The following is a 24322-nucleotide window of genomic DNA, read 5'->3' as shown; positions in this document are numbered from 1 at the left end:
CTCGGGCCGCAGGGCCAAAGGGGGTTCGCATGACACACGCTCTCAGTGGGCAGTCGGACTGGCAGCGTGTGAGCAGACTCGTCGAGGCCCTGGAACGGACCAGACCGATGAGCGACATTGAACTGCGCCGGCAGTGCCTGGAGATCACGGGGGACAGGCTGAGCGTCAACCTTGTCGCCGTGCTGCGGACGGTCTCGGCACCGCGCGGGCAGTTATACGAGGTCGTCCGGTATCTGCAGGACCGCAGGGGCGGGCTCAGGGCGCTCGCCGACTCGATCGAGTTCCTGGCACCCGAGGCCCGGTCCACCGAGGCGTTCCGGCAACTGGTCTTCGAGGTCCCCGCACAGCCGGTGCTGACGACGGAGGAACTGGCGGAGATCCGCGGGCTGCTGACCGGGCTTGCCGGGCTGCCGGGGCTGCCCGTCGCGGAGCTGCACCGCGCGGCGCGCGGCGTCTACGAGCGGCTGCCACCCGGTCCCCCCGACGTGCTGCGCGCCTTCGAGCATCTCCTGGAGGCGAACGCGCGGTCCGACGGCCTGCTGCCCTGCATGGTCTACGTCGACCACGTCGCCGCGTTCGCGCCCGCCGGGCCCGCCGGCCTGCTGCGCGACTGGAACGCCGCGGTGGCGACGGCGCTCGGCCTGCTTCCCGCGTGGGAGGAGCTGCGCCGCACCCTGGCGCCCGTGCCGGCGTCCGCCGGCGAGCCGACCGCCTATCTCGCCATACAGGTCGAGTGGTTCGACGTGGAGACGGACGAGTACGTGCTGTCGTCCTGGACGAAGGAGGACGCCTCGTCGTCCGCCGTCCCCGGTTTCGCGCATTACCGGTGCACGGGCGAGGAGCTGGAGAGCGCCGTCGCGGAGGTCATAGCCGCCGGCGAGGACACGCTCGCGAGCCTCGACATCCAGGTCCAGGTGGAGTTCCTGCTCGGCCGGGAGCTGATCTGGCTGCCCGTGGACGAATGGGCCACCCACCGCGAGTCGGGGCTGCCGCGGCCCATAGTCCAGCACTACCCCGTCGTGCTGCGGTGTCTGGAACGGCAGCGGGACCGGACGCTGCAGCGGGTGTGGAACCGGCGCTGGCGGACGATGAGTGAGAACCCCGGCGACTGCGGATGGCAACTCTGCGGCGGCCCGGAGGGAATCGGCGCCGCCGGTCTCCAGGACATCCTGAACAAGGACACGGACACGCGGGTCGTCGCGGTCGCCCTGGCCGATGCGCCGCGGCGGCCCCGCACCGCGGCGCCGCACGCCTATGACGTGGCGTTACGTGAGGGAATCCCCGCGATGCTGTGGCACAACGACGGTGCCGGAGGGGACGCCGTGCACGCGCTCGCGGAGCACCTGTTCGACGGCGGGGTGATCGCCGGCCTGCCGGCGCGCGTCCACGAATGGCGGGGAACGCAGATCCGGGGCGGGGTGATTTTGCTCCACGACGACCCGGGCAACATCTATACGCAGCCGACGCGTCGGCAGTCGCCGAGGGTCATGGGGAGGACAGAGCGATGAATGACGATCGGCCTACCCGCGAAGGGCCGGATCCGGTAACCGGCGGCGGGACCGGCACTGCCGGCAACCCCCCTGCGTGGTGGGTGTATCGCGGCGACGGCGGGAAGCTCGCCGCGCGCGACCTCGACGAGGTGCTGATGGGCCCGCCGCCGTGGCGCAGATTCGACGGCGAGCCGCTGCAGCCGCGTCCGCCCGAGGACGAGGCCGAGGTGACCCGCCGTATCGGCCCCGCCGGCCAGGGGTCCGGCACCGGGCGTCCGGTCAACGTCGACGAGGCGGACATGGTGAATGCCGCCCTGTACCTGAGGCGCCCCCTCCTGATCACCGGCCGGCCCGGCTCCGGCAAGTCCGCTCTCGCCTACCGGATCACCCGGGAACTGCGGCTGGGCCGGGTGCTGCGCTGGCCCGTGACGACGAGAACGACCCTCCGGTCGGGTTTGTACGACTACGACGCCATCGCCCGCGCACAGGACGCCGCGACCTACCGCGCCGCCGCCGAGGCGGGCGCCGAGAGCGCCGACGACCGGATCGTGGACAAGGCCCGGGTCGGCGACTACGTACAACTGGGCCCGCTCGGTACGGCTCTCCTGCCGCACCGGCTGCCGCGGGTGCTTCTCATCGATGAGCTGGATAAATCGGATATCGATCTGCCGAACGACCTGCTGAACGTCTTCGAGGAAGGCGAATACACCATTCCGGAACTCGTCCGGAGCGCTCCCCGCGAGCCCGAGGCGACCGTTCTCACCGACGACCCGGGGGTGACGGCGCGTATCCGCGACGGCCGGGTGCGCTGCCGTGCCTTTCCGCTGATCATCATCACCTCGAACGGCGAGAGGGAATTCCCGCCCGCATTGCTCCGGCGGTGTCTGCGCCTGGAGATGCCCGTGCCCGACGAGGAGGAGCTGGCCGCCATGGTGGCCGCCAGGTTCGGCCTTGAGGCCGGGGGCCGCGGCGACGAACTGGTACGTCTCTTCGTGGCCCGCAGCGCCCGCGAGGGGGGCCTGCCCGCGGACCAACTGCTCAACAGCGTTTATCTGGCGACCTCCGACCGCTTCACCCCGGACGGTGACTGGGAGCGGCTGCTGGCCTCGCTCTGGCGCAATTTCGATGCTGCGAGGCCAGGATGACCACCGGGCGGACGGCACCCGACCCTCCGCCGGAGCCACTCCACAGCGAGGATCTCTCCCCGAACGAGGTGGCGGACGCGCTGTGGCTCGCCATGTGCCTTGCCGGGCGCACCCGTCCGCCGGACAGGCTGCCGCCGGGCCCCTGGCCCGGCGGTTCGGCATACCAGCGCCGGGCCGCGCCGCCGCCCGGCCGGTCCGGCCGGCCGGAGCCCCGCCACGACCAGCCCGGCCCCGGCGACCCCCGCCACGACGGCCGCCCCTACGACGAACACCCCCGCGGCGAACACGGCCGCGCGCAGGACCGCCGCCCGGTCGAGGGCCGTCTGCCCGGGCACGACGCCGGCGGGCTGGTGCCCGACGCCGGGCTGAGCCTCCCGCTTCAGCGCACCTCGCCGCCCGGCGAGCGCTTCGGCGGCGGGCACGGCGGCCCCGGTGAGGCGGGCGCGTGGCACGCCGGCTTCACGGGCCCCGGCGGCCCCGGCTCCGGCGGCCCGTCCGCGGACCACGTCCCGGCGGAGGAGGCGCCGGTCGCCTGGCCGGCCGTACCGGGGCTGACCGACCACCGGCTCCTGGAGCGGTCGTTACGCCCTTTACGCCGGACGGTCCCCTCGGTGCACGCGACGGAGCTGGACGAGGAGGCCACCGCGGACGCCCTCGTCGAGCCCGAGCCGCGGCTGCCCCGGTTCCGCCCGGCCCGGGAGCGGTGGCTCGACCTCGTCCTGGTCGTCGACGCGGGGGCGTCGATGGCCGTGTGGCGGCACACCGTGGCCGAGTTCTCCGACCTGCTGCGCAGCATCGGAGCGTTCCGTACGGTCACCGTCCGGCTGCTGGACACCGACGCGGAGCAGGACTCGCGGCTCGCCCTGCGCGGCCCGGGCAGCGGCGGGCCGGCGTACGGCCTTCTCGATCCGGCGGCGGCCCGCCGCCGGATCGTCATGGTGCTCACCGACGGCATAGGGCCCGCCTGGCGCTCGGGTGCGGGCCAGCGGCTCGTCACCCGTTGGGGGGAAAGCGTCCCCGTCGTCATCACTCATTTGCTGTCACATCTCTCGTGGCACAGAACCTGGCTCGGTACGCGCCCCGCACGGCTGCGGGCGTCCGGGCTGCGGATCGTGGCGGAGCCGGCCGAGCCCTGGCTCGCGGCCGGCGCAGAGGCCGGCGCCGGCGCCGGCGCAGGCCCGGAGGAGCCGGTCGTTCCCGTGGTCGGCCTGGAGCCGCGCTGGCTCGGCCGCTGGGCGCAGTTGCTGACGGGCGAGCGCGGCGAGTGGGCGGGCGCCCGGGTGCTGTCGGCGGTCCCCGAGGCGGACGACGACGAGGTGGAGAGCTCGCTGCCCACCCCGGCCGAGCGGGTCGTCGGCTTCCGCGCCGCCGCCTCCCCGGTGGCGTTCCGTCTTGCCCGGCACCTGGCGGTCGCACCGCTGTCCCTTCCGGTGATGGAGATGGTCCAGTTCTTCGCCGAACCGGGCTCCCGTCCCGCCGATCTCGCCGAGGTCATCACGTCGGGCCTGCTGGTCGCCACGGAGGCGGCCGCCGCCGGGGACGCCGCCCTCGACACCGTGCGTTACACGTTCCTGCCGGGGGTCGCCGAGGAACTGCTGGCCTCGGGGCGGCGGACGGAGACCGCCGAGGTGATGCGCCGGGTCATCGACCACCTCACGCCCTCGCTGCCCGAGCTGCGGAAGCTGGGCGAAGTGCTGGCGGAACCCTCGCGGGTGGCCGGAGAGGTGCGCATGCCGGCGGGGGACGAGCACTGGGACTACTACGCTCCGGTCGTCCGGGCGCTGCACGCGCTGTCCGGGCCCTACCGCCCGTGGGCGGGCCGGTTGAGCAGTCTGCGGCCTTCCGGGGACGCGCCGGTGGCGCGCTCCGGCGGCGACTCGCGCTCGCGCACTGCTCCAGTTGATAAGTCCGTTACGCTACGATATGAGGCGGTTGCTGTGCCCGAGAATCCCTTAATTGATCCCGGCACCCCGGCTGAAGCAGCGGAGAGTCCACTGTCCAGGAACGATAGCGGGGCATCCGATCTCGAATCGGGTGCGACGGTGGGAAGGCACTTGCCGCGGCCGGGAGTGGTGGAGCGGGCCATCGCCGACCGGCGCAAGTCCGGCAGTCCACCGCCTGTCTGGGGTAACGTGCCGCCCCGCAATGTCAACTTCATCGGCCGGGTCGACGCGCTCCGCGATTTGCATAACAGGCTGACGCAGGGGACGACCGCAGTGCTGCCGGAGACGCTGCACGGGATGGGCGGTGTCGGAAAAACCCAGATTGCGATCGAGTATGCCTACCGGCACAGTTCGGAGTACGACATCGTCTGGTGGATTCCGGCCGGGCAGCCTGCTCAGATCCGCGCGGGATACGTGGACCTGGCGCAGCGGCTGCGGCTTCCGACCGGTGCGGAGGCCAACACCGCGATTCCCGCGGTGCTGGAAGCGCTCCGGCTGGGCGAGCCGTACCGCAATTGGCTACTCGTATTCGACAACGCCGAAAATCCCGAGTCCGTGCTCCCCTTCTTCCCCCAGGGCGGCACGGGCCGGATTCTCGTCACTTCCCGGAACGGACAATGGGTCAACATGGCGCGGACTATCGAGGTGGACGTTTTCGCCCGTGATGAGAGCGTCGCGCTGCTGCGGCGCCGCGGTCCCGAGCTGACCGACCGGCAGGCCGACCACCTGTCAGAGGAACTCGGCGACCTGCCGCTGGCGATCGAGCAGGCCGCGGTCTGGCTTGCCGAGACCGGCATGCCGGCCGAGGAATATCTCGAACTCTTCCAGGGCAAGCGGGCGGAGTTCGTGAACCGCCGCAGCGAACTCCTCGAACTCGCCCCGCCGATGGACTACCAGCTCCCGGTGGCGGCCGCGTGGAACGTATCGCTCGACCGGCTGCGCGACACCAACCCCGCCGCCCTGCAGCTTCTCCAGGTGTGCGCCTACTTCGCACCGGAGCCCGTCTCCAGGACCCTGTTCATGGCGGGGCGCAACGCCTCCCTGCCGGGGCTCCTCGGCGACGTGCTCAGCGACCCGATCCGGCTCGGCCACGCGCTCCGCGAGGTCAACCGGTACGCCCTCGCCCGTATCGACCACCGCACCAACAGCATCCAGCTCCACCGGCTGGTCCAGGCGGTGCTCATCGACCAGATGACCGAGGACGAGCGCGTCTCGATGCGCGACGCCGCGCACCTGCTGATGGCCGGCGGCGACCCGAGGGAGCCCGGCGTCACCGCGAACTGGGCCAGGTACGCGGAGCTGCTGCCGCACATCCGGGCGTCCGACGCGGTCAAGAGCGAGGACCGCTGGGTCCGCGGCCTCGTGGCCAACACCGTCGTGTACCTCTACACCTGGGGCGACCACGAGGCATGCCGCGAACTCGGCACCGAGGCGCTGACGACCTGGCGGCAGACGCACGGTCCCGACGACTCGCAGGCGCTGTCCGTGGCCCGCCATGTCGGCCATGCGCTCCGCTCCCTGGGCCGGTACGACGACGCCGCCGAACTGAACAAGGACAGCCTGGACCGGCTCCGCCGGATCGCCGGCGAGTCGCACGAGGACACCCTGCTCGCCGCCCGCGCGGTGGCCGTCGACCTGCGTGCCGCCGGTGACTTCGAGTCGTCGGTGAAGCTCAACAAGGACACCTACGACCGCGCCATGCGCTCCTTCGGCGAGCGCGACCCGTACACCCTGGGCAGCGCCGTCGACTACGGCACGGCGCTGCGCACCGTCGGCGACTTCCAGACGGCCCGCGACCTCGACGCCGTGACCCTCCAGCTCGCCGTCGAGGTGCTGGGGGAGAACGCGCTCCTCACCCTGCTCCTCGGCAGCCTGCTCGCGGTCGACCTGCGGGAGTGCGGTGACTACGTCGGGGCCAGCGAGGTGCAGGAGATCAACTCGACGCGGTTCGCGCAACTGGCGGGCATCGAGACGCCCGCCACCCTGCTCGCGATGCGGCACCTCGGGGTCGCGCGGCGCAAGGCCGGCGACCACGAAGGCGCGCTCGAAGCCTGCCACGAGGCGTGGCAGCGCTACCGGCGCCGCTACGGTGACGACCACTTCGACACCCAGTGCGCGTCGTCCAGCCTCGCCATCGCCCAGCGGCAGGCGGGCCAGGTCGACGAGGCGCGCAGGACCGGGCAGGATCTGCTGGAGCGGCTGCGCCGGAACCTCGGCGATACACACCCGTACACGTACGCGGTCGGCACCAACCTCGCGGTCGCGCTGCGCCACCTCGGGGAGACCGACCAGGCGCTCGCGCTGGACCAGGAGGCGGTCGACGGGCTGACCTCCACCCTGGGCCCCGAGCACCCCTACACGCTGGCCGCGGCCATCAACCTCGCCAGCGACCTGTCCCGGCAGGGGCGGGACCAGGCGGCGGCCGAGCTGGACGAGGACACGTACCGGCGGACGCACCAGGCGCTCGGCGCGAGTCACCCGACGACGCTCGCCTGCGCCCTCAACCTCGCCGCCGACCTGCGTACGCTCGGCAAGAGCAAGCGGGCCGAGACGCTCTACGCCGCCGCGCTCTCCAGCATGCGGCAGAGCCTGGGGCAGGCGCACCCCGCGACGACCGCGGCCACGCGCGGCGACCGGGCCGACTGCGACGCGGAGGTCATGGTGATCTGAGGGCGGGCCGGGGCGCGCTCCTCCGCTACGGAGGCGGATGTTCCGGCTACGCCGGCGCAGTGTGGCGGAGGGAGAAGGCTCCCTCCGCCGCTTCGCGTTCAGCCGGCGGCGCCGAGCCATTCCGCCAGGGACACCGGGGATGCTCCTGCCCCGGACCCGGTTCGGGAGTCGTCGTGCAGCCAGACGGCCCGTACGAGTTCGGGGCGGGCGAGCAGCGCGGCGGCGGCCCGTTCCTCGCCGAGTCCGGCCAGGGCCAGGCCGAGGCCGACCCACGGGCTCGACGCCTCGGGCCGCTGCCGCACTTCTTCCGGGTAGCCGAGTGCGGCCGCGGCGTACTCGCCCTCCACCAGGGCGACGTCCGCGGCCGGCGCCCCGGACCGCTCGGGCCGTCCGCTCCACCACGCGAACTCGTCCGGATCACGCCAGCGCGACTTCACCAGCCGCGCCCGATGGGACTGCTCGCCCGGCAGCACCTCGGCACGGATCGCGGAGGCGGCCAGTTCGGGGGCCCCGGCTCGCGGCCCCTCCCGGCCCGCCGCCCAGGCACGCGCCAGCTTCTCGACGGCATCGGCCGGCGGTTCCGTGTTGCGCAGCCGCCACATCGCCCGGTGGTCCTGCGCGAGCAGCCGTGCGTCCGCCGCCTCGCGCTCCGGTACGGACTCCTCGCACCAGGGCGCCACGACCGCGCGCATCTGTGCCACGAAGTCCCGCCCGAGATCCGTCAGTTCGTCTCCGGAGTCCAGGTCGTCGATGGCCCGCAGGGTGCCCTCGCGCCACAGCGCGAACTCGAAGTGCGCGAGGCTCGCCGCCCCCTCCGGTGCCGTCAGCCGGCGGCCGCGCCAGAAGGCGGTGATGCCCACGTGCGCGTACACGCCCTGCAGCATGCCGGCCGCGGGCCGGGGGTCCGTGCGCCACGGCGCGTACAGCACCTCTTCGCCGTGGCGACGGCACAGGCTCGCCAGGTCGAGCAGGGCCCCCAGCTTGACGTGCTGGAACTCGTGGACGAGGGCGACGGCCAGGCTCGTCGGCGTACGCGGCAGGCCGACCATGGCGCTGCCGTACGACTCGGGCGAGGTCGCGCTGTACGGCTCACCGCGTACCGCGGGCGCCAGCGGTACGAGGGAGCGCATCGTCTCGGCGAGGCTGCCGGCCAGCTCTGGCTGGTCCCGCGAGAGCATCTCCCAGGCCCCGGCCAGCAACGACCGCCAGCTACGCAGCCGCTGCGGACTCAGCCGCGGCACTTCCCGGCCGCGGATGAACGGGCCGTACGGGTCCGTGTCGTCCAGTCCGACCGACCACTCCCGTGTCCCGGCGGTCGCCCGGACGGCCGGTGTGGGCCGCCAGCCGCGGGCCTCGGCGCCTACGTCGTCCGGGAGCAGGACGCACGACAGCCGGGGGGTGATCACCGCGACACTGCCACCGGCGCGCCGCACGCCGGCGAGTCCCGGGCCCTGCTCCTGCCGGCCGTCCTGGGGGAGGTCGCCGGGGAAGGACACGGTGCCCAGCGAGGGCAGATGGACGCAACGGCCGTCCCGTACCGGCACCTTGATCTCGAAATCCGTCCCGGCCCTGATCGCCGCCGCGGCGGCGAGCGTGTGCAGGTGCCCGGCCTCGACCCACAGGGGTACGTCGCCAGCCGAGACGCCCCGCAGCCGGCGCAGCAGCCCGGACGCCCACACGCCGGTGGACGGATGCATCAGGACGGCGTCGAAGGCGGCGGCGTCGGCACGCTGGGCTCTGGTCAGCAACTCCCATGCCACCGCGGGCGCCGGTAATCGTCCCAGGACCGCGGGGTCTTCTCCGATCGCATCGTGCACCATGCGCAGCAGGAGCAGCCTCTTGCTCCGCTGGGCGCGGCCGAGGAGCCGTGCGGTCTCGCGGTCGCCGCCTCCGGCGGCGAGCTGGGTGTACGCGCGTGCAGGCAGCACGTGCGCGCCGAACCCCTCGCCGGCCGGGGCCGCGGGCCGGGGCGGCGGCGCGTTCGCGGACGACGGCGGCGCGCCGCGCGGCACCGCGGGGGCTCCCGGGGCTGCCGGCGGTCGGCCGGGGCTCAGCAACCTGCACCGTCCCTGCTGGCCACGAGCGGTTTCGGCAGGTCGATTTGGAGCAGGACGTGGCGGGCGGAACGTTCCAGCGCAGCCATGTCGCACAGGAGGATCTCATCCAGCGACAGCCCGGCCACGTCCACCAGTTCCGTCTCGATGAACTCTTCGTACCGCTCCACTCCGCGGTACCCCCTGTCCTCAAGCCGACACGTGCCCTGAGGCTATGATGCGCCGTCAGCGACGGGCGCAACAGAGGGCGTCGCGCGCCCGGGGCGCCACCGTATGGTTTTGCGCCAGCGCGCGGCGGGACGTACGGGTAGTCACGCGCCGGGATCGTCGTCCTGGTCCCGGTCCCGGTCCCGCGGGCCCTGCCCGGATTCCCACTCCAGCGTCACGGTGAAGTTCGCCTCCGCCGTGCCCCGGGCCACGATCACCCCGGCCTCCGCGGACAGCTTGACGCCGAACTCGACGGTCACCCGGTCCGGCGCCGCCGGCAGCGCGCGCAACCGCTCGTGCACGGCCGCCGCCACGGGGCGGATGCCGTCGAGGGCGTCCTGCAGCGTCCGCCCCGCGCTCGCCGCGACCTCCCCGGGCCGGGCGGCACGGACGATGCCGTCCGCCTCCTCGTCCGCCTCGACCCGGACACTGCCGGCCCCCTCGCCGGCCAGTGGAAACTCGATCACCTGCACAACGCCGCCCCTCCCCAAGTCCCCCACGGCAAAACCGAACCCCAGAGTAGGACCCCCGCCCCGCACCCGGACACGTCTCCACGGATTCCCCGCCGGCCAGGGGCCACCGAGCCGAGTTCGAGCGTGGGGGATGACGGCCGTGTCCCAGGTCCCGTGGAGCGGGTAACGGCACGCCGGTTTCTCCGTACGGCCGGGAGGGCCCCGCCGTCATGGGGCGTACTCGGGCTCCGGTACCCGCGCCGGGGTTGCTCTCGTAGAACGTCCAGCTCCGCACTCGCGCGTCGCGGCTTCGTCACCCGTCAGTCGATGAACCTCGTCCTGCGCAGGCTGCAGGAGCGCGAGTTGCTCACCAGACCCGACCACGCCCCCCCACGGCCGCGCGCTACGCGCAGAACTCACCCCGGACGGCCGGAAAACGCTGCGCAGGGCCAGCGTCGCGGTGCGCGCGGTGGAGAAGCAGCTCTTCTCGCCCTTGCCCCAGGAGCGGCAGCGCCGGGTGCGAGAACTCGCCGCCTGCCTCACGCCGCCCGCCACCGGCCAGGAGTCCGGGCAGGAGCGTCGCTGACGGCGGCCTCGGACGTGCCCGGACGTGCCCGGGCGGGGCCCCGGCACCGGCCTCCGGCCGGTGCCGGAGGCCGGTGGGGCGCTGGGCCGCCGGAGTCAGCCGAGGGTGTTCAGCATTGCTTCCTCGACGTGGTCCGCGGCGTTGCGGTGGCCGCGGGCGTTGGGGTGGACGAAGGAGAGCTGGTCGGGGGCGGTGAGGAAGCCTTCCACCCACTTGCCGCTGTCGCAGACGCTGTGGTTGCGGGAGGAGTCGTAGAGGTCGACGAACGTGGCCGCGTCCTGGGTGCCGGTCGACTTCTCGATGGTCCTGTTGAGCGGTTCGAGGATGTCCTGGCGCAGCCACTCCAGGTCGCCCTGGGTGATCGACCCGAACTGCGTGAGGTCGTTGTAGCGGCACTTGGAGGTGTCCTGGGGGACGATCGTCGGGTAGCCGACGGTCAGGATCCTGGCGTGCGGCGCGCGCTCGTGGAGCACGGTCAGCATCCGGTCGTACTCGCGGCTCACCTTGTTCAGCCTGGCCGGGACGCCGGCGGCCAGGGCGTCCTTGCACGGGGTGCCCACGCCGCCGCTCTCCTGGCCCAGTTCCGGGCACTTGAGGAGGATGTCGGCGAAGCCGAGGGTGTTGCCGCCCACGCCGACGGTGATCACGTCGGTGCCGGGGGCCACCGCCTCGGACTGCGGCGGCACCGCCGGGAACGGGTAGTCGGGGTCCTCGATGAGCGGCGGCAGGTTGCGGCCGATCGGTTCCTGGGCTGTGTCGGTGACGTTCTCGATGGTGGCGGCGCCGCAACTGACGTTGGTCAGGTCGAAGAGTGATCCGAGGTCGCGGTCGACGACCTGGGGGTAGGACTGGTCGGTGCGTTCGCAGCCGTCGCGGGGGTATTCGAAGACGTCGCCCGCCGCCGGGATGACCCCGGCGGTGTAGGAGTCGCCCAGGGCCACCCACTGGAGGTCTGCCGCGGCGGCGGGTTGAGCCCCGGCGAACTGTGCCGGGACGACGGCGCCTGCGGCGAGGGCCGCTGCCGAGCCGAGCAGGGCCAGACGAGTGCGAAAACGGGCCACGAATCCTCCAGGGATACGGCGTTGGTGTCGCTCCGACCTTAAGGAGTCCGCTACTGCACGCACTAGATCCAATGCGGACAGTGACAATGGATCGGCTGGGCGTGCGTCTTTGTGGGTGACGCGGCTCGGTGTGTCGACCGGAACTCGTCGTTAAATGACCGCTGGTGGGTCACGTTTGCGCTGAGTGGGGCAGGTTCCTGACTGGCTGGAGGTCCGCGGGTCGATGCGCGTCCTCGCGGCGGCTGTCTTGTTTCTCACCATCGGAACGCGGGGGCCGCTGTGATCCACTGTGCCCATGAGCTTGTCGGTGGACGTCTTCGTGGTCGGTGCGGACGGTGAGAGGCAGGTGCAGGACGTGCCGGACGGATGCTCCGACGTCGCGGGACCCGAGAGCTGGCGTACGCGCGTGTGGTCGGTCGGTGTCGGTCACGGTGTCGCCAGAGCCTCTGTGGGGGAGAGGCGGGAGGCGCGGACCGCGGGGTAGAGGCCGGCGAGTGCGCCGATGGCCAGGGTGGCGGTGACACCGCCGACCAGGGCCCAGGGCGGCACGACGGCGGGCCAGCTCTGCGAGAGGGCGAACGCCGCGGTCGCTCCGCTGCCGAGGAGGGCGCCGCCGAGGCCGCCGAGGGCGGACAGCAGGAGTGACTCGCTGAGGAACTGGGTGCGGATGTGGCCGCGGGTCGCGCCCAGCGAGCGGCGCAGGCCGATCTCGGCGCGGCGTTCCAGGACGGAGATGACCATGGTGTTCGCGACGCCGACGCCGCCGACGAGCAGGGCGACACCCCCTACGCCCAGCAGCAGGCCGGTGAAGGCCCGGCTCGCCGCCTGCTTGGCGGCCAGCGCGTCGGAGGGGCGGGAGACCTGCACCTCGCCGGGTGCTTCGGGGTTGGCGGTGGCGCCCAGCATCTCGCCGACCTGCTCGACGTACGCCTCCTGGGTACGGGCGAAGACGGTGGTCGGGCGGCCGTCGAACCCCAGCTCCTGCCGGGCCGCCGGCCAGCCGATCAGGGCGGCGGCGTCGAGTTCGGGGGCGAGCGGGGCCTTGTCGAGAATGCCGACGACCGTGAACCAGCGCTCCCCGATGAGCACTTGGGTACCGGGTTTGGCGTGTCCGACGCCGAGGCGTTCCGCCGCGGTCGCGCCCAGCACCGTGGCCGGGTACCTGCTCATCGCACCGTTGAGCCAGGTGCCGCCGCGGAGTTCCGCGCCGATGGTGGCGCGCAGGCCGGTGCGGACGGCGTAGACGGACAGGCCGTTCGTCTCGATCCTGGGGGTCTTGCCGTTGCGGTAGACGTCGGCGTCCTTGATCTGGCCGACCGCGGACACCGATTCCACCTGGCGGATCCGGGCGATCATCCGCTCCGCCGTGGCGGGGAGCGGGGCGTCTCCTCCCGAGAGGGTCTGGCCGGGGGAGACGGTGAGCAGGTTGGTGCCCAACGAGGCGAGGGTGCGGTCGAGTCCGGCCCGGGAGGACGAGGAGATCCCGACCACCGCGACCATGGCGGCGATGCCGATGGCGATGCCCAGCGCGGAGAGGAAGGCGCGCATCGGACGGGTGCGCAGGCCGACCGCTCCGACCCGCACCACGTCGCCCGGGTACAAACGGGTGGGCTGGAGTTCTTCGGCGGCCGCGCGCGGGTTGCGGATCCGGACGGTCATCGGTGCGCCTCCGCCCAGTCGGCGGCGGGTGCCGGACTCGCGGCGTCCGCGACGATACGGCCGTCGCGCATGCGTACCTGGCGCGGCAGGCCGGCGGCGAGTTCCCGGTCGTGCGTGATGATCACGACGGTGGTGCCGGCGGCGTGCAGGTCGCGCAGCAGCCGCAGCACCTCCGATCCGGCGGCGGTGTCCAGTGCGCCGGTCGGTTCGTCGGCCAGCAGCAGGGACGGCTCGCCCGCCACGGCGCGGGCGATGGCGACGCGCTGGCGCTCGCCCCCGGACAGTTGGTGCGGCTCGTGGTCCAGACGGTGGCCCAGGCCGACCCGGTGCAGCACCGCCGCCGCACGGCGGCGGCGCTCGGGGCGCCGGCGGCCCGTGTACAGCAGGCCGTCGGCCACGTTGTCCAGCGCCGGCGTGCCGGCGGCGAGGTGGAACTGCTGGAAGACGAAGCCGATCCGGCGGGCACGCAGCGCGGAGAGCTTCGCGTCGGAGAGCGCGCCGACATCGTGGCCGTCGATGCGCACGGTGCCGGAGGTCGGTTTGTCGAGGGTGCCCAGGATGTGCAGCATGGTGGACTTTCCCGACCCGGACGGGCCGACGATGCCGAGGAGTTCGCCACGGCCGATGTCCAGGCGGACGCGGTCGAGTGCGGTGACCCCGCCGGGATAGGTCTTGGAGACGTCGGTCAGGCTGATCATTTGGGCATCCCCACCGTGACGCCCTCGGTGATGCCGTCGCCGGAGACCTCCACCTTGCCGCCCGCGAACAGGCCGGTGGTGACGGGGACGTAGCGGGTCGTGGAGGTCGTCTCGTCGACGACCTCCACGCCGAAGCCGCCCTGCGGCAGCACCAGCAGCGCCGCCACCGGCACGGTGAGCACGTCCCGGCGGGTGCCGGTGGTGAAGTCCACCTGCACCGCCGCCTGTTCGTAGGCGGCGGCGGACTTCTGCGCCTTCGCACCCTCCAGCCCGACGACCAGGTTGACCTTTGTTTCCGCGTCTGCCTTGTCGGTGGCCGGCTGCACCTCGGTGGAGACGTCTGTGACGGTGCCTGCCGCAGTGCTGTCGTCGGGGAGGCGGACGGTGACCTTCGTGCCCTTCCCGGCCAGTTGCCGGTCCGCGGAGTCGAGTTCCACGGTGACGGCCTTGGCGGTGCCCGTGTACGTGAGCACCTCGCCGCCCGGCCCGCTCTGCCGGCCCTCCGCGGCCGTGCGGCTTTCGACGCGTACCTCCCCGGGGGCGAACACCACCCGGCCCAGCTCGACCTTGCCCGTCCCGGGCAGCTCCTCGTCCTCCTGCCACTGCCTGACGGCCTCGGCGGTCAGCTCGCTGAACTCCTCGTCGACGGTGAACCCGGTGTAGCCGAGCGCGAGCAGATTGGCCTCCAACTGCTCGACGTCCGGCCCCTCGACCCCCGTCGCCAGCTCGCGGAAGGCGGGCTTCGCGCCGTACATCAGCACCACCGGCCGGTTGTCCAGCTCGTACAGCATCCCGCCCCGCCCGATCCGCTTGCCCTCCGCGGGCAGCGCGGTGAAGGTGCCGCTCAGCCGCCCCGTCACGGGGGTGGACGGGCCGTAGCCGAGTTCGCCGTCCTCGGTGCGGGTGGCCCGCAGCGTCTGCTTCGTGACCGCGGCGGTCCCGGGCGGCAGTCCGTCGGCCTGCGAGCCCTGCGAGTCGTCGCCGCCCACCGCGAACCAGGCGAAGACCAGGGTGCCACCGGTGGCCAGGGCCAGGGCGGCCCCGGCGGCCTTCCCGCCGCGGCGGGTACGGCGCCTTGCCGGCGACCCGGACGGTCCGGAGGGCTCGGAGGGCTCGGAGGGCGACTGCCCTGGCGGCCGTACGGCGTCCGGCCCGCTCATCACTGCCCCTCCGGGTCGGGCAGCCCGGCCGTGCACTTCTTCTCCGCGGCCTCGAGGTCCGGGTCGTCCATCGCTTCCGGTACGGGCGAGAAGCCGCCGTCCGCCTTGGGGTCGGGCCAGTCCTCCACCTCGTTCTCCCGCATGCACTCGGCCATCTTCAGCCCACGCTCCACGTCGTCCTTGTGGTCATCGCCGTCGCCGGTGTCCTGCGGCTGGTACTTGCGGCACGCCTGCATGGCCTTGTCCAGCTTCCGCGGATCCACGTCCCTGACCGGCGCCGGAGCGCCGTTCACGGGGTCCTCCACGTCCAGGCCCTGCTCGCGCAGGCACTTCGCGAGCTTCAACGCCTGCTCGTCGAACCCGGCGTCGTCCGACCCCCCGGCGCCGATCGCCCCGCAACCGGCCAGCAGCACGGCCAGCGCGGACGCCGCGACCGCCGTCACCGCCCGGCTCAGAGTTGTTCCCATCCTCGGCACTCCCTCTTCCGCCACGCCGTCGGCCCCGGTCGGGCCGACCCGTCGTACGAGCAGGGAGCGTGGCGGAGCGCCATCAGCGCACCTTGAGCCGAATCTCAGAGTTCCCTGAGCGCGGGGGCTCCATCTCACCGATGGGCAAAGCAGGCATGCCGGGAGGAAAAGCTACGCCGGGCCGCTTCCCCTTCACGCCGCGGGATGATCCGCCCCGTGCGGGGCGGACCGGCGCCCGCCGTCTCTGAGCGAACTCTCAGCCAACGCTCAGCTTCGCGCGCCAAGATGCCCACCGGCCGGATCGCGGGCGGGCGGGCACGGGAGGCATCGATGAGCGACGCGGGTACGGCGCCCCGGCGAGGGCAGAAGCCGCGGCTGCTGGTGGTCGAGGACGAGCCCAACCTCCTTGAGGTGCTGGCGGGCAGCCTGCGGTACGCCGGGTTCGACACGGCCACCGCGGCCACCGGGCGGGCGGCGCTGGCCGAGGCCCGGCGGCAGCGCCCCGATGCGGTCGTCCTCGACGTGATGCTGCCCGACATGGACGGCTTCGAGGTCCTGCGCCGGCTGCGTACGGAGACGCCGGTGCCCGTGCTGTTCCTCACCGCCAGGGACGCCGTCGAGGACAAAGTCCGCGGGCTGACGAGCGGCGGCGACGACTACATCACCAAGCCGTTCAGCCTGGACGAGGTCATCGCCCGGATCCACGCCGTGCTGCGCCGCCTCCCGCACGCCGCCGGCGAACTCCCGGCCGCCAGGCTGGCCTTCGCCGACCTGGAACTGGACCAGGAGTCCTACGAGGTGTGGTGCGGCGGTGCGCGGATCTCCCTGTCCCCGACCGAGTTCAAGCTGCTGCGCTACTTCATGGCCAACCCCGGCCGGGTGCTGTCCAAGGCGCAGATCCTCGACCAGGTGTGGAGCTACGACTTCCGCGGGGACGGCGGCATCGTCGAGACGTACGTCCACGCCGTACGCCGCAAGATCGGCGAGCCGCGCGCCCGGCTGATCCACACCGTGCGCGGGGTCGGCTACGTACTGCGGCCGCCGTCGTGATCCGCCGCGGGCTCGGGCGGCTGTCGCTGCGGTTCCGGCTGGTGGCCGCGATCCTCCTGCTCGTCGCCGTGGCGCTCGCCGCCATCGGCACCGCCGGAGTGGTCGTCCTGCGCGGGCAGTTGCTGGACCGGACAGACGCCCAGCTCGGCCTGGTGGCGCTCGGGTACCTCGACGCACCGGCCGGCGGCGGCGCGGCGGACGGCGACGCCGCGGCCAGACCCCGCCCGGGTGGTGTGGGGCTCTACCGGGTCCAGCGCTACGACGCCGACGGGAAGCTGGTGCGGAATCCCCGTGAACCGGAGCCCGAGGCCGGGCAGGAGGCGGCGGCGCTCGACGTCCCCGAAGACGCGGCCTGGCTGAGGAAACACGAGGGCGACCCGATGACCGTGCCGTCGGCGACGAGCGACGGCGACTGGCGCATCCTGGTCCACCCGCTGCCGGACGCCGCCGGGTGGATCGTGGCCGCGGCGGCACTCGGCGACCACCGGGCCGTCGTCTCCGAACTCGTCACCGTGGACGTGACCGTGGGCGCAGTCGGACTGCTCGCCGTCGCCGTCGTCGGCGTGGCGCTCGTACGGGCGGCGCTGCGGCCGCTCCTCAAGGTGGAGAAGACGGCCGCCGCCATCGCCGCGGGCGACCTCACCCGGCGGGTCCCCGAACATCCGCCGGGGACCGAACTCGGCCGCCTCGGCCGCGCGTTGAACGGGATGCTCGGCCAGATCGAGGATGCGTTCCGGGCGCGGGCCGAGTCGGAGGCGGCGGCCCGGCGCTCGGAGGAGCGCATGCGCAGGTTCGTGGCGGACGCCGGCCACGACCTGCGTACGCCGCTGGCGGTGATCCGCGCCTGGGCCGACCACGCCCGCCGCGGGCCCCGCCGCGACCGCGCAGAACTGGAGCGGATCCTGGCCACCGTGGGCACCGAGGCCACCCGGATGGGCACCCTCATCGAGGATCTCCTGCTCCTGGCCCGCCTGGACCGGCAGCGTCCGCTGCGGTGCGGCCCCGTCGATCTGCTGGCACTCGCCGCGGACGCGGCCCGCGACGCCGCCCTGCTCGCCCCGGACCGGGACATCCGGCTCGCGGCGGACGGCGGCACGGCGTACGTGGTCAGCGGCGACGCGGACCGCCTCCGTCAGGTCCTGGCGAATCTGACCGGCAACGCGCTCACGCACACGCCCCCCGGCACACCGCTCGCGCTCGGCCTCCGCCCCGGCCGCCTCGGCACCGCGCCCGCCGCGGTCCTCGACGTGACGGACCAGGGCCCCGGCCTCACCGCGGAGCAGGCGGAGCGTGTCTTCGAACGCTTCTACCGCGTCGACACCTCGCGCACCCGCAGCACCGGCGGCTCCGGCCTGGGCCTTGCCATCGTGGCCTCCCTGACCGAGGCCCACGGGGGCACGGTGAGCGTGGACACCGCGCCCGGTGCGGGGGCGGCGTTCCGCCTGACGCTGCCACTCGCCGACGCGGACGGGCCCGCGGAGCTGGGCGACGGTCGCAGCACGGCTCTCGGCGATTCCCGTACGGCGGGGTCAGGCGCCGGTGTGGAGGTGGGCTGACCAGAGGAGCGGGGTGTGCGGGCGGCGGGTGCGCTCCCGGTGGACGGTCGACGGGTGACAACGAGGCGACGGTGAGCGGGCCGGTGTCCGCGTCGTGCAGCAGCAGGCGGCTGCGCGACGGGTCGCCGGGGTCGGTCTCGGCGTGGCAGGCGAAGTGGACGATGCGGTGGTGCGGCAGCGCTGCCAGCACCGCGGCCTTGGTGGGCGGCGGAGTGGCGGCTACGGGCCGGTCGTTGCCGGCCGTCGCGGCGGTCCGCGGGCCGTTCGCGGCACCGGCCGGGTGCGTACCGTACGGGCGGAGCGTCCCCGCGCTGTCCGCGTCATCCCGGTCCGGCTCGGTGAGCAGCAGGGCGTCCGGCCAGTGCCGCAGCAGGACCGCGGTCTCGGCCGGTACGGCGTGGAGCCGGCCGGCACCGCTGAGGTCCGTACGGTCCCCGTACATCGCGACATGAACGGACAAGGTCGCACAACTTAGCTCAGTCGCATACGAGTTGCCCCGCACAGGCTCACCATGGACACGCGACCGGACGGCGCTCCGCCCACCCCCCTCCACCGGTTGCGTGCCGACGCACGCCCATGGCCCGACCGCTAGGTGGAGGCGTGAAGAACACCCATCCCGTACCGGACTACGTGGGCCGGATCCTCTCTTCCTCCGGGGTGCCCCAGGGCACCTGCTTCCAACTGGCGCCGGGATATCTGGTGACCGCCTGGCACGTCGTCCAGGGCACGCTGGCGCTCGGCGACGACGAGGTGCTGACGGTCGACCGATTACGCGACCCCGGCGCCGACCGGATCACGGCGCGGGTCCTGGCCGAAGACCGGAAGGCCGATCTGGCGCTGCTCGCGGCGGACGCCGCCTTCCCCGGGAGCGCGCGGCTGCTGCGCGGCTCCCGGTCGGTCGCGTACTCCGAGCCCGTGACGGTGGTGGGTCACGCCCTGATGTACGAGGCGGCCGGCACGCCCCCGGTCGTGTGGGTGGAGGCACTCGGCGAGTGGCAGGGCGAGGTGCGCCGCACCGACGACGTCACCCTCGGGCGCTTCCACTCGCGGGACGTGCTGCCCGGCATGAGCGGCGCGCCCGTACGGCAGCGGAGCGACGACAGCGTGGTCGGCGTCGTCTCCGCCCGCTACAACACCGCCGACGGCTGGCTCGCCAACAGCGTGTGGGCGGGGCGCGCCGACGACTTGCGGACCCTCTGCGCGGGCCGCGTCGACCTCGACGCGAGCCGGTGGGCCGGCTTCCCGGCCACCGCCGCCGCGGCCGGCGGCGGTGCCGCGGCGGCGGTGGCCGAGGACATGCTGCGCAAGCGCCGCGACGACCCGGTCATCGAGGTCCGTACGGAGTCCGCGCCCGTGCCCGCGCCCGGCCGGGAGCCCGGCGAGCCGGTGGCGCCCGCCGCACCCGCCGGAACCGGTACGGGGGCCGCGGACATGCCCGTGACCGGCGGGTCCGGCGAGTCCGTGTCGGACGCCGTCGTCGAGGAGGTGACCCAGGGCGCGCTGGAGCGTGTCACCCGCTGGATCCTGGACTACCTGTAGGGCCGCCGCTCACCCGGGCCGCGAGCGGCGCGGGGACCGGCGGCGCGTCACCGGAAGGCACCCGTGGTGGACAAGAGCCCGCACGACAGCGACTACGGCCGCTGGCTGATGAACGTCTCCCGACTCAACGGCGTCCCCCTGCCCCTGCCCGCCGTCCTCGACGACGGCACGCCGGACTCGATCAGGATCGAGTCCGGCGATGCCTACATACACCGCGAGACCGGGGTGATCCTGGCGTTCGTCCTCACCGACGACCACGGCGTTCGCCACATGTTCGCGCTGGACCACGCCGACCGGAGCTTCGAGCCGCTACGGGACGCCATCCACGCCTTCCTCGACTCGCGGTTCCTGCGGAACCTCCGGAACGCGACCCCGCTCGGCAGGCTGATCAACATCGCCGGAGCCGTGGTGCGGCACTACTGGCGGTGGGACAAGGAACCGGCCGGCACCGGCTATTACCTGTATCCGGAAGGGAAACTCCTGTTCCGCGGCACCTACACGCTGGAAGAAGGCTGAGGCGGCCCGTGAACCCCCAGAAGGAAGCGCTGCCCACCGTCATCGACGGCCGGGACGTCTACATCGCCGTTCAGCGGCTCCCCGGCTCCGAGCCCACCTCGTCGAACCTGCGCAGGGTCGCCGGACAGAAGGCGACCGAGGTGCTGGACCACGTCCAGAACACGATCCACGTCGTCGCCGAGCGTTTCAGCCGCACCGTCGGCGAACTGGCGGCGCAGGCCACCGCGCCCGAGTCGGTCTCGATCGAGTTCGGCATCACGATCGCCAGCGAGGGAAACGTCGTCCTCTTCAGCGGGTCGGCCGAGGCGTCGGTCGCGGTCACGCTGACGTATCCGGTACCGAACGGGCGCTGACGCGCGCACAGTCCGCCAGGGCGCCTCGGTTACGGCGACGGGTGTGCGGCGGCGCCGGGGGCGGAGACCGTGAGGGCGAAGCAGACGGCGATCGCCGCGCACAGCGCGGTGGCGAGGAACGCGGTGGCCGCGGACGCGAGGTCGACCAGGGTTCCGGCGAGGGCCGAGCCGGCGGCGTTGCCCGCGCCGAACGAGGTGATCATCCAGGCGTGTGCCTCGGTGAGCGTGCCCCGCGGTGCCAGCCGGGCGACCAGGGCGAAGGCGGAGGCCAGCACCGCGGGCAGGGCCACTCCCGCGGCCAGGGCGAGCGGGGCCATCCACGGGAGGGAGGGAGTGAGCGCCAGGGGCAGGTAGCCGGCGGTCAGGAGGACCAGCAGGAGCAGCACTCTGCGGTCCTCCCGCCGCGCCACGGGAGCGGCGGTGTAGAGGATGCCGCCGAGCAGCGCACCGGCCGCGTTGAGGGCGATCAGCCAGCTCGCCGCGCCCAGGCTGCCCTCCGCGTCCGCGTAGCCGGTGAGGGCCACCGTGAACGCGCCGATCGCCGCGCCGAGGCAGACGAGCGCCCCGAGCAGCCGCACCAGGGGCCCGCTGCGCAGCGGGCCCGCCCAGTGCCGGCCGCCGGTGCGCGCGGGGCGCCAGCGCCGGGCCGGGGCGGCGGTGGCGAACACGACGGTGCCCGCCACGCCGACCACGGCGGCGGCCGGCAGACCGCCCGCCGGGCCGAGGACCGCCGTCGCGCCGAGGACCAGCAAGGGCCCGCAGACGAAGACGAGTTCCTGGGTGGCGGCGTCCAGCGCGAACGCGGCCCGTACCGCGCGCTCGCCGTGCAGGACGTGCTCCCACAGCACCCGGAGGCACGGTTCGAGCTGGGGCGTGGCCGCCCCCGCCCCGACGGCGGCGGCACCGGCGGCGGCCGGTGAGCCCACCGGGTCGAGGACCGTGAGTGCCGCGAGCGCGGCACCCGAGACCAGAGCGCCGGCCAGGAGGACGGGAGGCTGCCGGGTGCGGTCGATGACCCGGCCCAGAACCGGGCCGCCGACGGCGGCCCCGGCGGCGTAGAGGGCGGTCAGCAGCCCGGCCAGCCGGTAGTCGCCGCCGTGGTGGCGGACGGCGAGGACGATCGCGAGGGGCACCATCCCGGTCGGCAGCCGGCCGACGAGGGAGGCGGACAGCAGCCGGGGCACGTACGGCGCGCGCAGCACCGCCCACGCCGCGCCGGCCTCGGTGCCGGGTACGGCCTCCCGTGGCCGGCCGTCGGCCTCCGCGGTCTCCGGCTCCGTCATCGGGCGGGTCCGAGAGCGGTGGCCAAGGCGTCCTCCAGGGTCCGGGTGACGGGGAAACCCTCCGCGCGGAGGGCGGTGCCGGAGTGCAGCCCGCTGGCGTAGAGCACGCAGCGGGTGCCGACGGCCGCCGCCGCCCGGGCGTCGTCGACGCTGTCGCCAACGAGCACTACGGCGCCGGGCGGACGGTCCAGGGCGCGCAGGTGGGCCGCGAGGTGGTCGCGTTTGTAGCCCGCGTCCGCGCCCCGCTGGCCGTCCACGCGCACCAGGTGCGGGCCCAGCGCGAAGCGTTCGACCAACTCCGTGAGCACGTCGTGCGGATGCATGGACAGGACGGACTGCGTCAGCCCCGCCTCCGCCGCCGCGCGCAGCGTGGCGAGCGCGTCGGGGGCGAGGCCGATGCCGGGCCTGCGGCGCAGGTAGGCGTCGTGGAAAGCGGCGTGCAACTCGGCGCGCAGCGCCGCCGGGACGGTGCGGCCGAGCAGCCGGTCGTAGAACGTGTCGATGGGCTGGGTGTGCAGCGCCCGGTAGCGCTCGGGCGTGACCGGTGGCAGCCCCTGGCGCGCGAACGCCTCGATGGTGGAGGCGATCAGGGCGTCCGCGTCGTCGAAGAGCGTGCCGTTCCAGTCCCACACGACATGGGTGATCCCGCCGTCCGTCATGTGCCGGTCCGCTTGGTCAGGGCGTCGTTGGTGGGCAGGACGGGATAGCGCAGCGCGCCTGCGCAGCAGCGGCATGGGGTTCCTTCCCTGGACGTACGGGCGGGGGGTGAGCGGCATCGAGTCCACCCGCTCCGGCCGCCGCCGACCAGGGCGGGAACCCGGCACTTGGCCGTCATCCGGCACCCGCCCGGCGGACCGCGGGCGCCCACCGGGCCGGCGGCGGGCGGCTCGTTACCCTTCGGGGTATGCCTCCTCTCTCCGCCCTCGCGCGCCGGCGCCGCAGCCGCGGGCACACGCAGGAGTCGCTGGCGCAGCGCCTCGGAGTGGACGTCTCCAGCGTCGCCCGCTGGGAGCGCGGGATCTCCACGCCCTCACCCGGTGTCCGGCAGGCGCTCGCGGGGGAACTGGCCGTCACCCTGGACGGCCTCGCCGTCCTGCTCGGCCCGTCGCCCGCCACCGGGCTGCCCGCCGGGCGGCGCGGCGTTGCCGAGGAGCCCCCGGTGCTGATCAAGGACATCTGGGGCGCGGCGGAGCGCGACGACCTCGCCGTGCGGCTCGGCGCGGGGGCGCCGCGGCCGGGCGCGGTGCCGGAGCCCGGGGGAGGGGAGGGCGGGCACGGCCACGCCGTACGGGTCGTACATCAGTGGCTCATCACCCCGCCGCCGCCGGCCCACGCCCACCGCTCCCACGGACACCCCCGCCGCATCGGCGCGACGGATCTGGAGGACGTATGCGCACGGCTGCGGTATCTGCACCGGGCCGACGACACCGTGGCGGGCGGCGACCTGTACCCGGCCGTCCGCGACGAACTCGCCCGCACGGCCGCCCTGTTGCGTACCACGTCGTACAACGCGACGGTCGGCCGCGGCCTGCTGCGGCTCCTCGCCGAGCTGTGCCAGCTCGCGGGCTGGTCGGCCGCGGACGCGGGGGACGAGGGGGCCGGCACGCGCCATCACGTCCACGGCATCAAGGCCGCGCACGCGGCGGACGCGCCCGTACTGGCCGCGCAGTTGGTCTCCAGCCTCGGCTACCACCTGGCCGAGCACGGCCACGGCCGCGACGCCGTCACGGTCACCCGCTCCGCGCTCGCCCGCCTGGAGGCCGTGGGCCACGGCACTCCGGGGGCGGCGGAAGCGACGCCGGCCGTCCGCGCGCTTCTCCACGCCCGCACCGCCTGGGCCCACGCCGTCACGGGCGAGCATGTACACGCCGACGAGGCGCTCCGCCGCGCCGAGGACGCCTACGGCGCACGCCGCGCGGGCACCGACCCGGACCCGGCCTGGACGTACTGGCTCACCCCCGACGAGATGCAGATCATCGCCGGCCGCCTGGACATCGCCCTCGGCCGCCCGCGGCGCGGCGGCGCACGCATCGGCGCGGCCCTGGCCGCCTGCGATCCGCGGCGCGTACGCGAGACCGTGCTCTACACCGCATGGCTCGCCCACAGCCACCTGCGCCGGCACGAACACGGCCCGGCGAAGGAACTGGCCCGCCAAGCACGCCGCCTGAACGGCACGATCCGCTCGCTCTACGCCGACCGGGCCCTGACCCACCTCACCCGCCAACTGACCACCCCACGGCCCCGCACCGACGCCGCGCCCTTCTGAGGGCGGTGGTGGCCGTCGGATGCCGGTGAGAGCGCGGCGCATTGCCGGGCGGTCTTCTCCGGGGCGGGCTGCTTCCGTGAAGCCGGCCGCCGGAACACCGACGCGATGCCGGTCAGCGCGCTGTCCGCGGCGTGAGCGGTGCGGTCGTGAAATCCGTCATGCGGGTG

The 24322-nt window shown here is 73.8% G+C and carries 19 protein-coding genes and 1 pseudogene; 9 read left to right on the top strand and 11 right to left on the bottom strand.

Features of this window, described 5'->3' with window-relative positions; all coding sequences use genetic code 11:
* Nucleotides 1-29: 29 nt before the first annotated feature.
* Genes CXR04_RS06905 through fxsT form a run of 3 tightly spaced genes read left to right on the top strand, consistent with a single transcriptional unit; the run spans nucleotide 30 to nucleotide 7248 of the window.
* Nucleotides 30-1508, top strand: a complete 1479-nt coding sequence (locus CXR04_RS06905; protein ID WP_267898179.1) for a VMAP-C domain-containing protein — start codon at nucleotides 30-32, stop codon at nucleotides 1506-1508.
* Nucleotides 1505-2635, top strand: coding sequence for an AAA family ATPase (locus CXR04_RS06900; protein ID WP_101420995.1), 1131 nt, complete (start codon nucleotides 1505-1507; stop codon nucleotides 2633-2635). The genes CXR04_RS06905 and CXR04_RS06900 overlap by 4 nt, the downstream gene beginning before the upstream one ends.
* Nucleotides 2632-7248, top strand: coding sequence for an FxSxx-COOH system tetratricopeptide repeat protein (gene fxsT, locus CXR04_RS06895; protein ID WP_159072272.1), 4617 nt, complete (start codon nucleotides 2632-2634; stop codon nucleotides 7246-7248). The genes CXR04_RS06900 and fxsT overlap by 4 nt, the downstream gene beginning before the upstream one ends.
* A gap of 98 nt (nucleotides 7249-7346) precedes the next feature.
* Here the strand turns inward: fxsT and CXR04_RS06890 are convergent, their stop codons facing one another.
* The 8 genes from CXR04_RS06890 to CXR04_RS06860 all read right to left on the bottom strand — a co-directional run bounded on the left by CXR04_RS06890 (nucleotide 7347) and on the right by CXR04_RS06860 (nucleotide 15592).
* On the bottom strand, nucleotides 7347-9176 hold the full coding sequence (locus tag CXR04_RS06890) for an HEXXH motif domain-containing protein (protein ID WP_159072271.1): 1830 nt from the start codon (nucleotides 9174-9176) through the stop codon (nucleotides 7347-7349).
* A 122-nt stretch (nucleotides 9177-9298) separates the two neighbouring features.
* The gene (locus tag CXR04_RS34755; protein ID WP_159072270.1) at nucleotides 9299-9472 is read right to left on the bottom strand and encodes a hypothetical protein; all 174 of its coding nucleotides are present in this window, start codon (nucleotides 9470-9472) and stop codon (nucleotides 9299-9301) included.
* 141 nt (nucleotides 9473-9613) lie between these two features.
* On the bottom strand, nucleotides 9614-9976 hold the full coding sequence (locus CXR04_RS06885; protein ID WP_234380096.1) for a CU044_2847 family protein: 363 nt from the start codon (nucleotides 9974-9976) through the stop codon (nucleotides 9614-9616).
* Nucleotides 9977-10642: 666 nt separating this feature from the next.
* A complete protein-coding gene (locus CXR04_RS06880) occupies nucleotides 10643-11608 on the bottom strand; it encodes an SGNH/GDSL hydrolase family protein (protein WP_101420992.1) in 966 nt (321 codons plus the stop codon).
* A gap of 426 nt (nucleotides 11609-12034) precedes the next feature.
* A complete protein-coding gene (locus CXR04_RS06875; protein WP_101420991.1) occupies nucleotides 12035-13267 on the bottom strand; it encodes an ABC transporter permease in 1233 nt (410 codons plus the stop codon).
* Nucleotides 13264-13965: an ABC transporter ATP-binding protein gene (locus CXR04_RS06870; RefSeq protein ID WP_101420990.1), complete on the bottom strand. Its 702-nt coding sequence runs from the start codon at nucleotides 13963-13965 to the stop codon at nucleotides 13264-13266. The genes CXR04_RS06875 and CXR04_RS06870 overlap by 4 nt, the downstream gene beginning before the upstream one ends.
* Entirely contained in the window at nucleotides 13962-15125 is a 1164-nt protein-coding gene (locus CXR04_RS06865) for a peptidoglycan-binding protein (protein ID WP_101420989.1), read from the bottom strand. The genes CXR04_RS06870 and CXR04_RS06865 overlap by 4 nt, the downstream gene beginning before the upstream one ends.
* The gene (locus tag CXR04_RS06860; protein WP_159072269.1) at nucleotides 15125-15592 is read right to left on the bottom strand and encodes a hypothetical protein; all 468 of its coding nucleotides are present in this window, start codon (nucleotides 15590-15592) and stop codon (nucleotides 15125-15127) included. Before CXR04_RS06860 ends, CXR04_RS06865 begins: the two co-directional genes overlap by 1 nt.
* A 330-nt stretch (nucleotides 15593-15922) precedes the next feature.
* Between CXR04_RS06860 and CXR04_RS06855 the strand changes: the two genes are divergently transcribed.
* Both CXR04_RS06855 and CXR04_RS06850 read left to right on the top strand, forming a co-directional pair.
* Nucleotides 15923-16642, top strand: a complete 720-nt coding sequence (locus tag CXR04_RS06855) for a response regulator transcription factor (RefSeq protein ID WP_101420987.1) — start codon at nucleotides 15923-15925, stop codon at nucleotides 16640-16642.
* Between the two features lie 380 nt (nucleotides 16643-17022).
* A complete protein-coding gene (locus CXR04_RS06850) occupies nucleotides 17023-18198 on the top strand; it encodes a HAMP domain-containing sensor histidine kinase (RefSeq protein ID WP_442802446.1) in 1176 nt (391 codons plus the stop codon).
* A 67-nt stretch (nucleotides 18199-18265) separates the two neighbouring features.
* Here the strand turns inward: CXR04_RS06850 and CXR04_RS34625 are convergent.
* Nucleotides 18266-18640, bottom strand: a pseudogene (locus CXR04_RS34625) (CHAT domain-containing protein); the annotation flags it as partial.
* Between the two features lie 158 nt (nucleotides 18641-18798).
* Here CXR04_RS34625 and CXR04_RS06845 point away from each other — a divergent pair.
* The 3 genes from CXR04_RS06845 (at nucleotide 18799) to CXR04_RS06835 (ending at nucleotide 20606) form a co-directional block, all read left to right on the top strand.
* Nucleotides 18799-19737, top strand: a complete 939-nt coding sequence (locus CXR04_RS06845) for a trypsin-like peptidase domain-containing protein (protein ID WP_159072268.1) — start codon at nucleotides 18799-18801, stop codon at nucleotides 19735-19737.
* 63 nt (nucleotides 19738-19800) lie between these two features.
* Nucleotides 19801-20253, top strand: a complete 453-nt coding sequence (locus CXR04_RS06840; protein WP_101420984.1) for a hypothetical protein — start codon at nucleotides 19801-19803, stop codon at nucleotides 20251-20253.
* 8 nt (nucleotides 20254-20261) lie between these two features.
* Nucleotides 20262-20606: a CU044_2847 family protein gene (locus CXR04_RS06835; RefSeq protein WP_101420983.1), complete on the top strand. Its 345-nt coding sequence runs from the start codon at nucleotides 20262-20264 to the stop codon at nucleotides 20604-20606.
* Nucleotides 20607-20635: 29 nt separating this feature from the next.
* Here CXR04_RS06835 and CXR04_RS06830 read toward each other — a convergent pair whose 3' ends face one another.
* Nucleotides 20636-21889, bottom strand: a complete 1254-nt coding sequence (locus CXR04_RS06830; RefSeq protein WP_101420982.1) for an MFS transporter — start codon at nucleotides 21887-21889, stop codon at nucleotides 20636-20638.
* Nucleotides 21886-22548 (bottom strand): HAD family hydrolase, encoded by a 663-nt coding sequence (locus CXR04_RS06825; RefSeq protein WP_159072267.1) that lies wholly within the window; start codon nucleotides 22546-22548, stop codon nucleotides 21886-21888. Before CXR04_RS06825 ends, CXR04_RS06830 begins: the two co-directional genes overlap by 4 nt.
* Before the next feature lie 245 nt (nucleotides 22549-22793).
* Between CXR04_RS06825 and CXR04_RS06820 the strand changes: the two genes are divergently transcribed.
* The gene (locus CXR04_RS06820) at nucleotides 22794-24155 is read left to right on the top strand and encodes a helix-turn-helix domain-containing protein (RefSeq protein WP_101420980.1); all 1362 of its coding nucleotides are present in this window, start codon (nucleotides 22794-22796) and stop codon (nucleotides 24153-24155) included.
* The last annotated feature ends 167 nt before the right edge of the window (nucleotides 24156-24322 follow it).

The organism is Streptomyces sp. CMB-StM0423 (assembly GCF_002847285.1).
Lineage (GTDB): Bacteria > Actinomycetota > Actinomycetes > Streptomycetales > Streptomycetaceae > Streptomyces.
The sequence above is the reverse complement of the archived record's forward strand: the minus strand, read 5'-3'. Positions and strand labels throughout refer to the sequence as shown.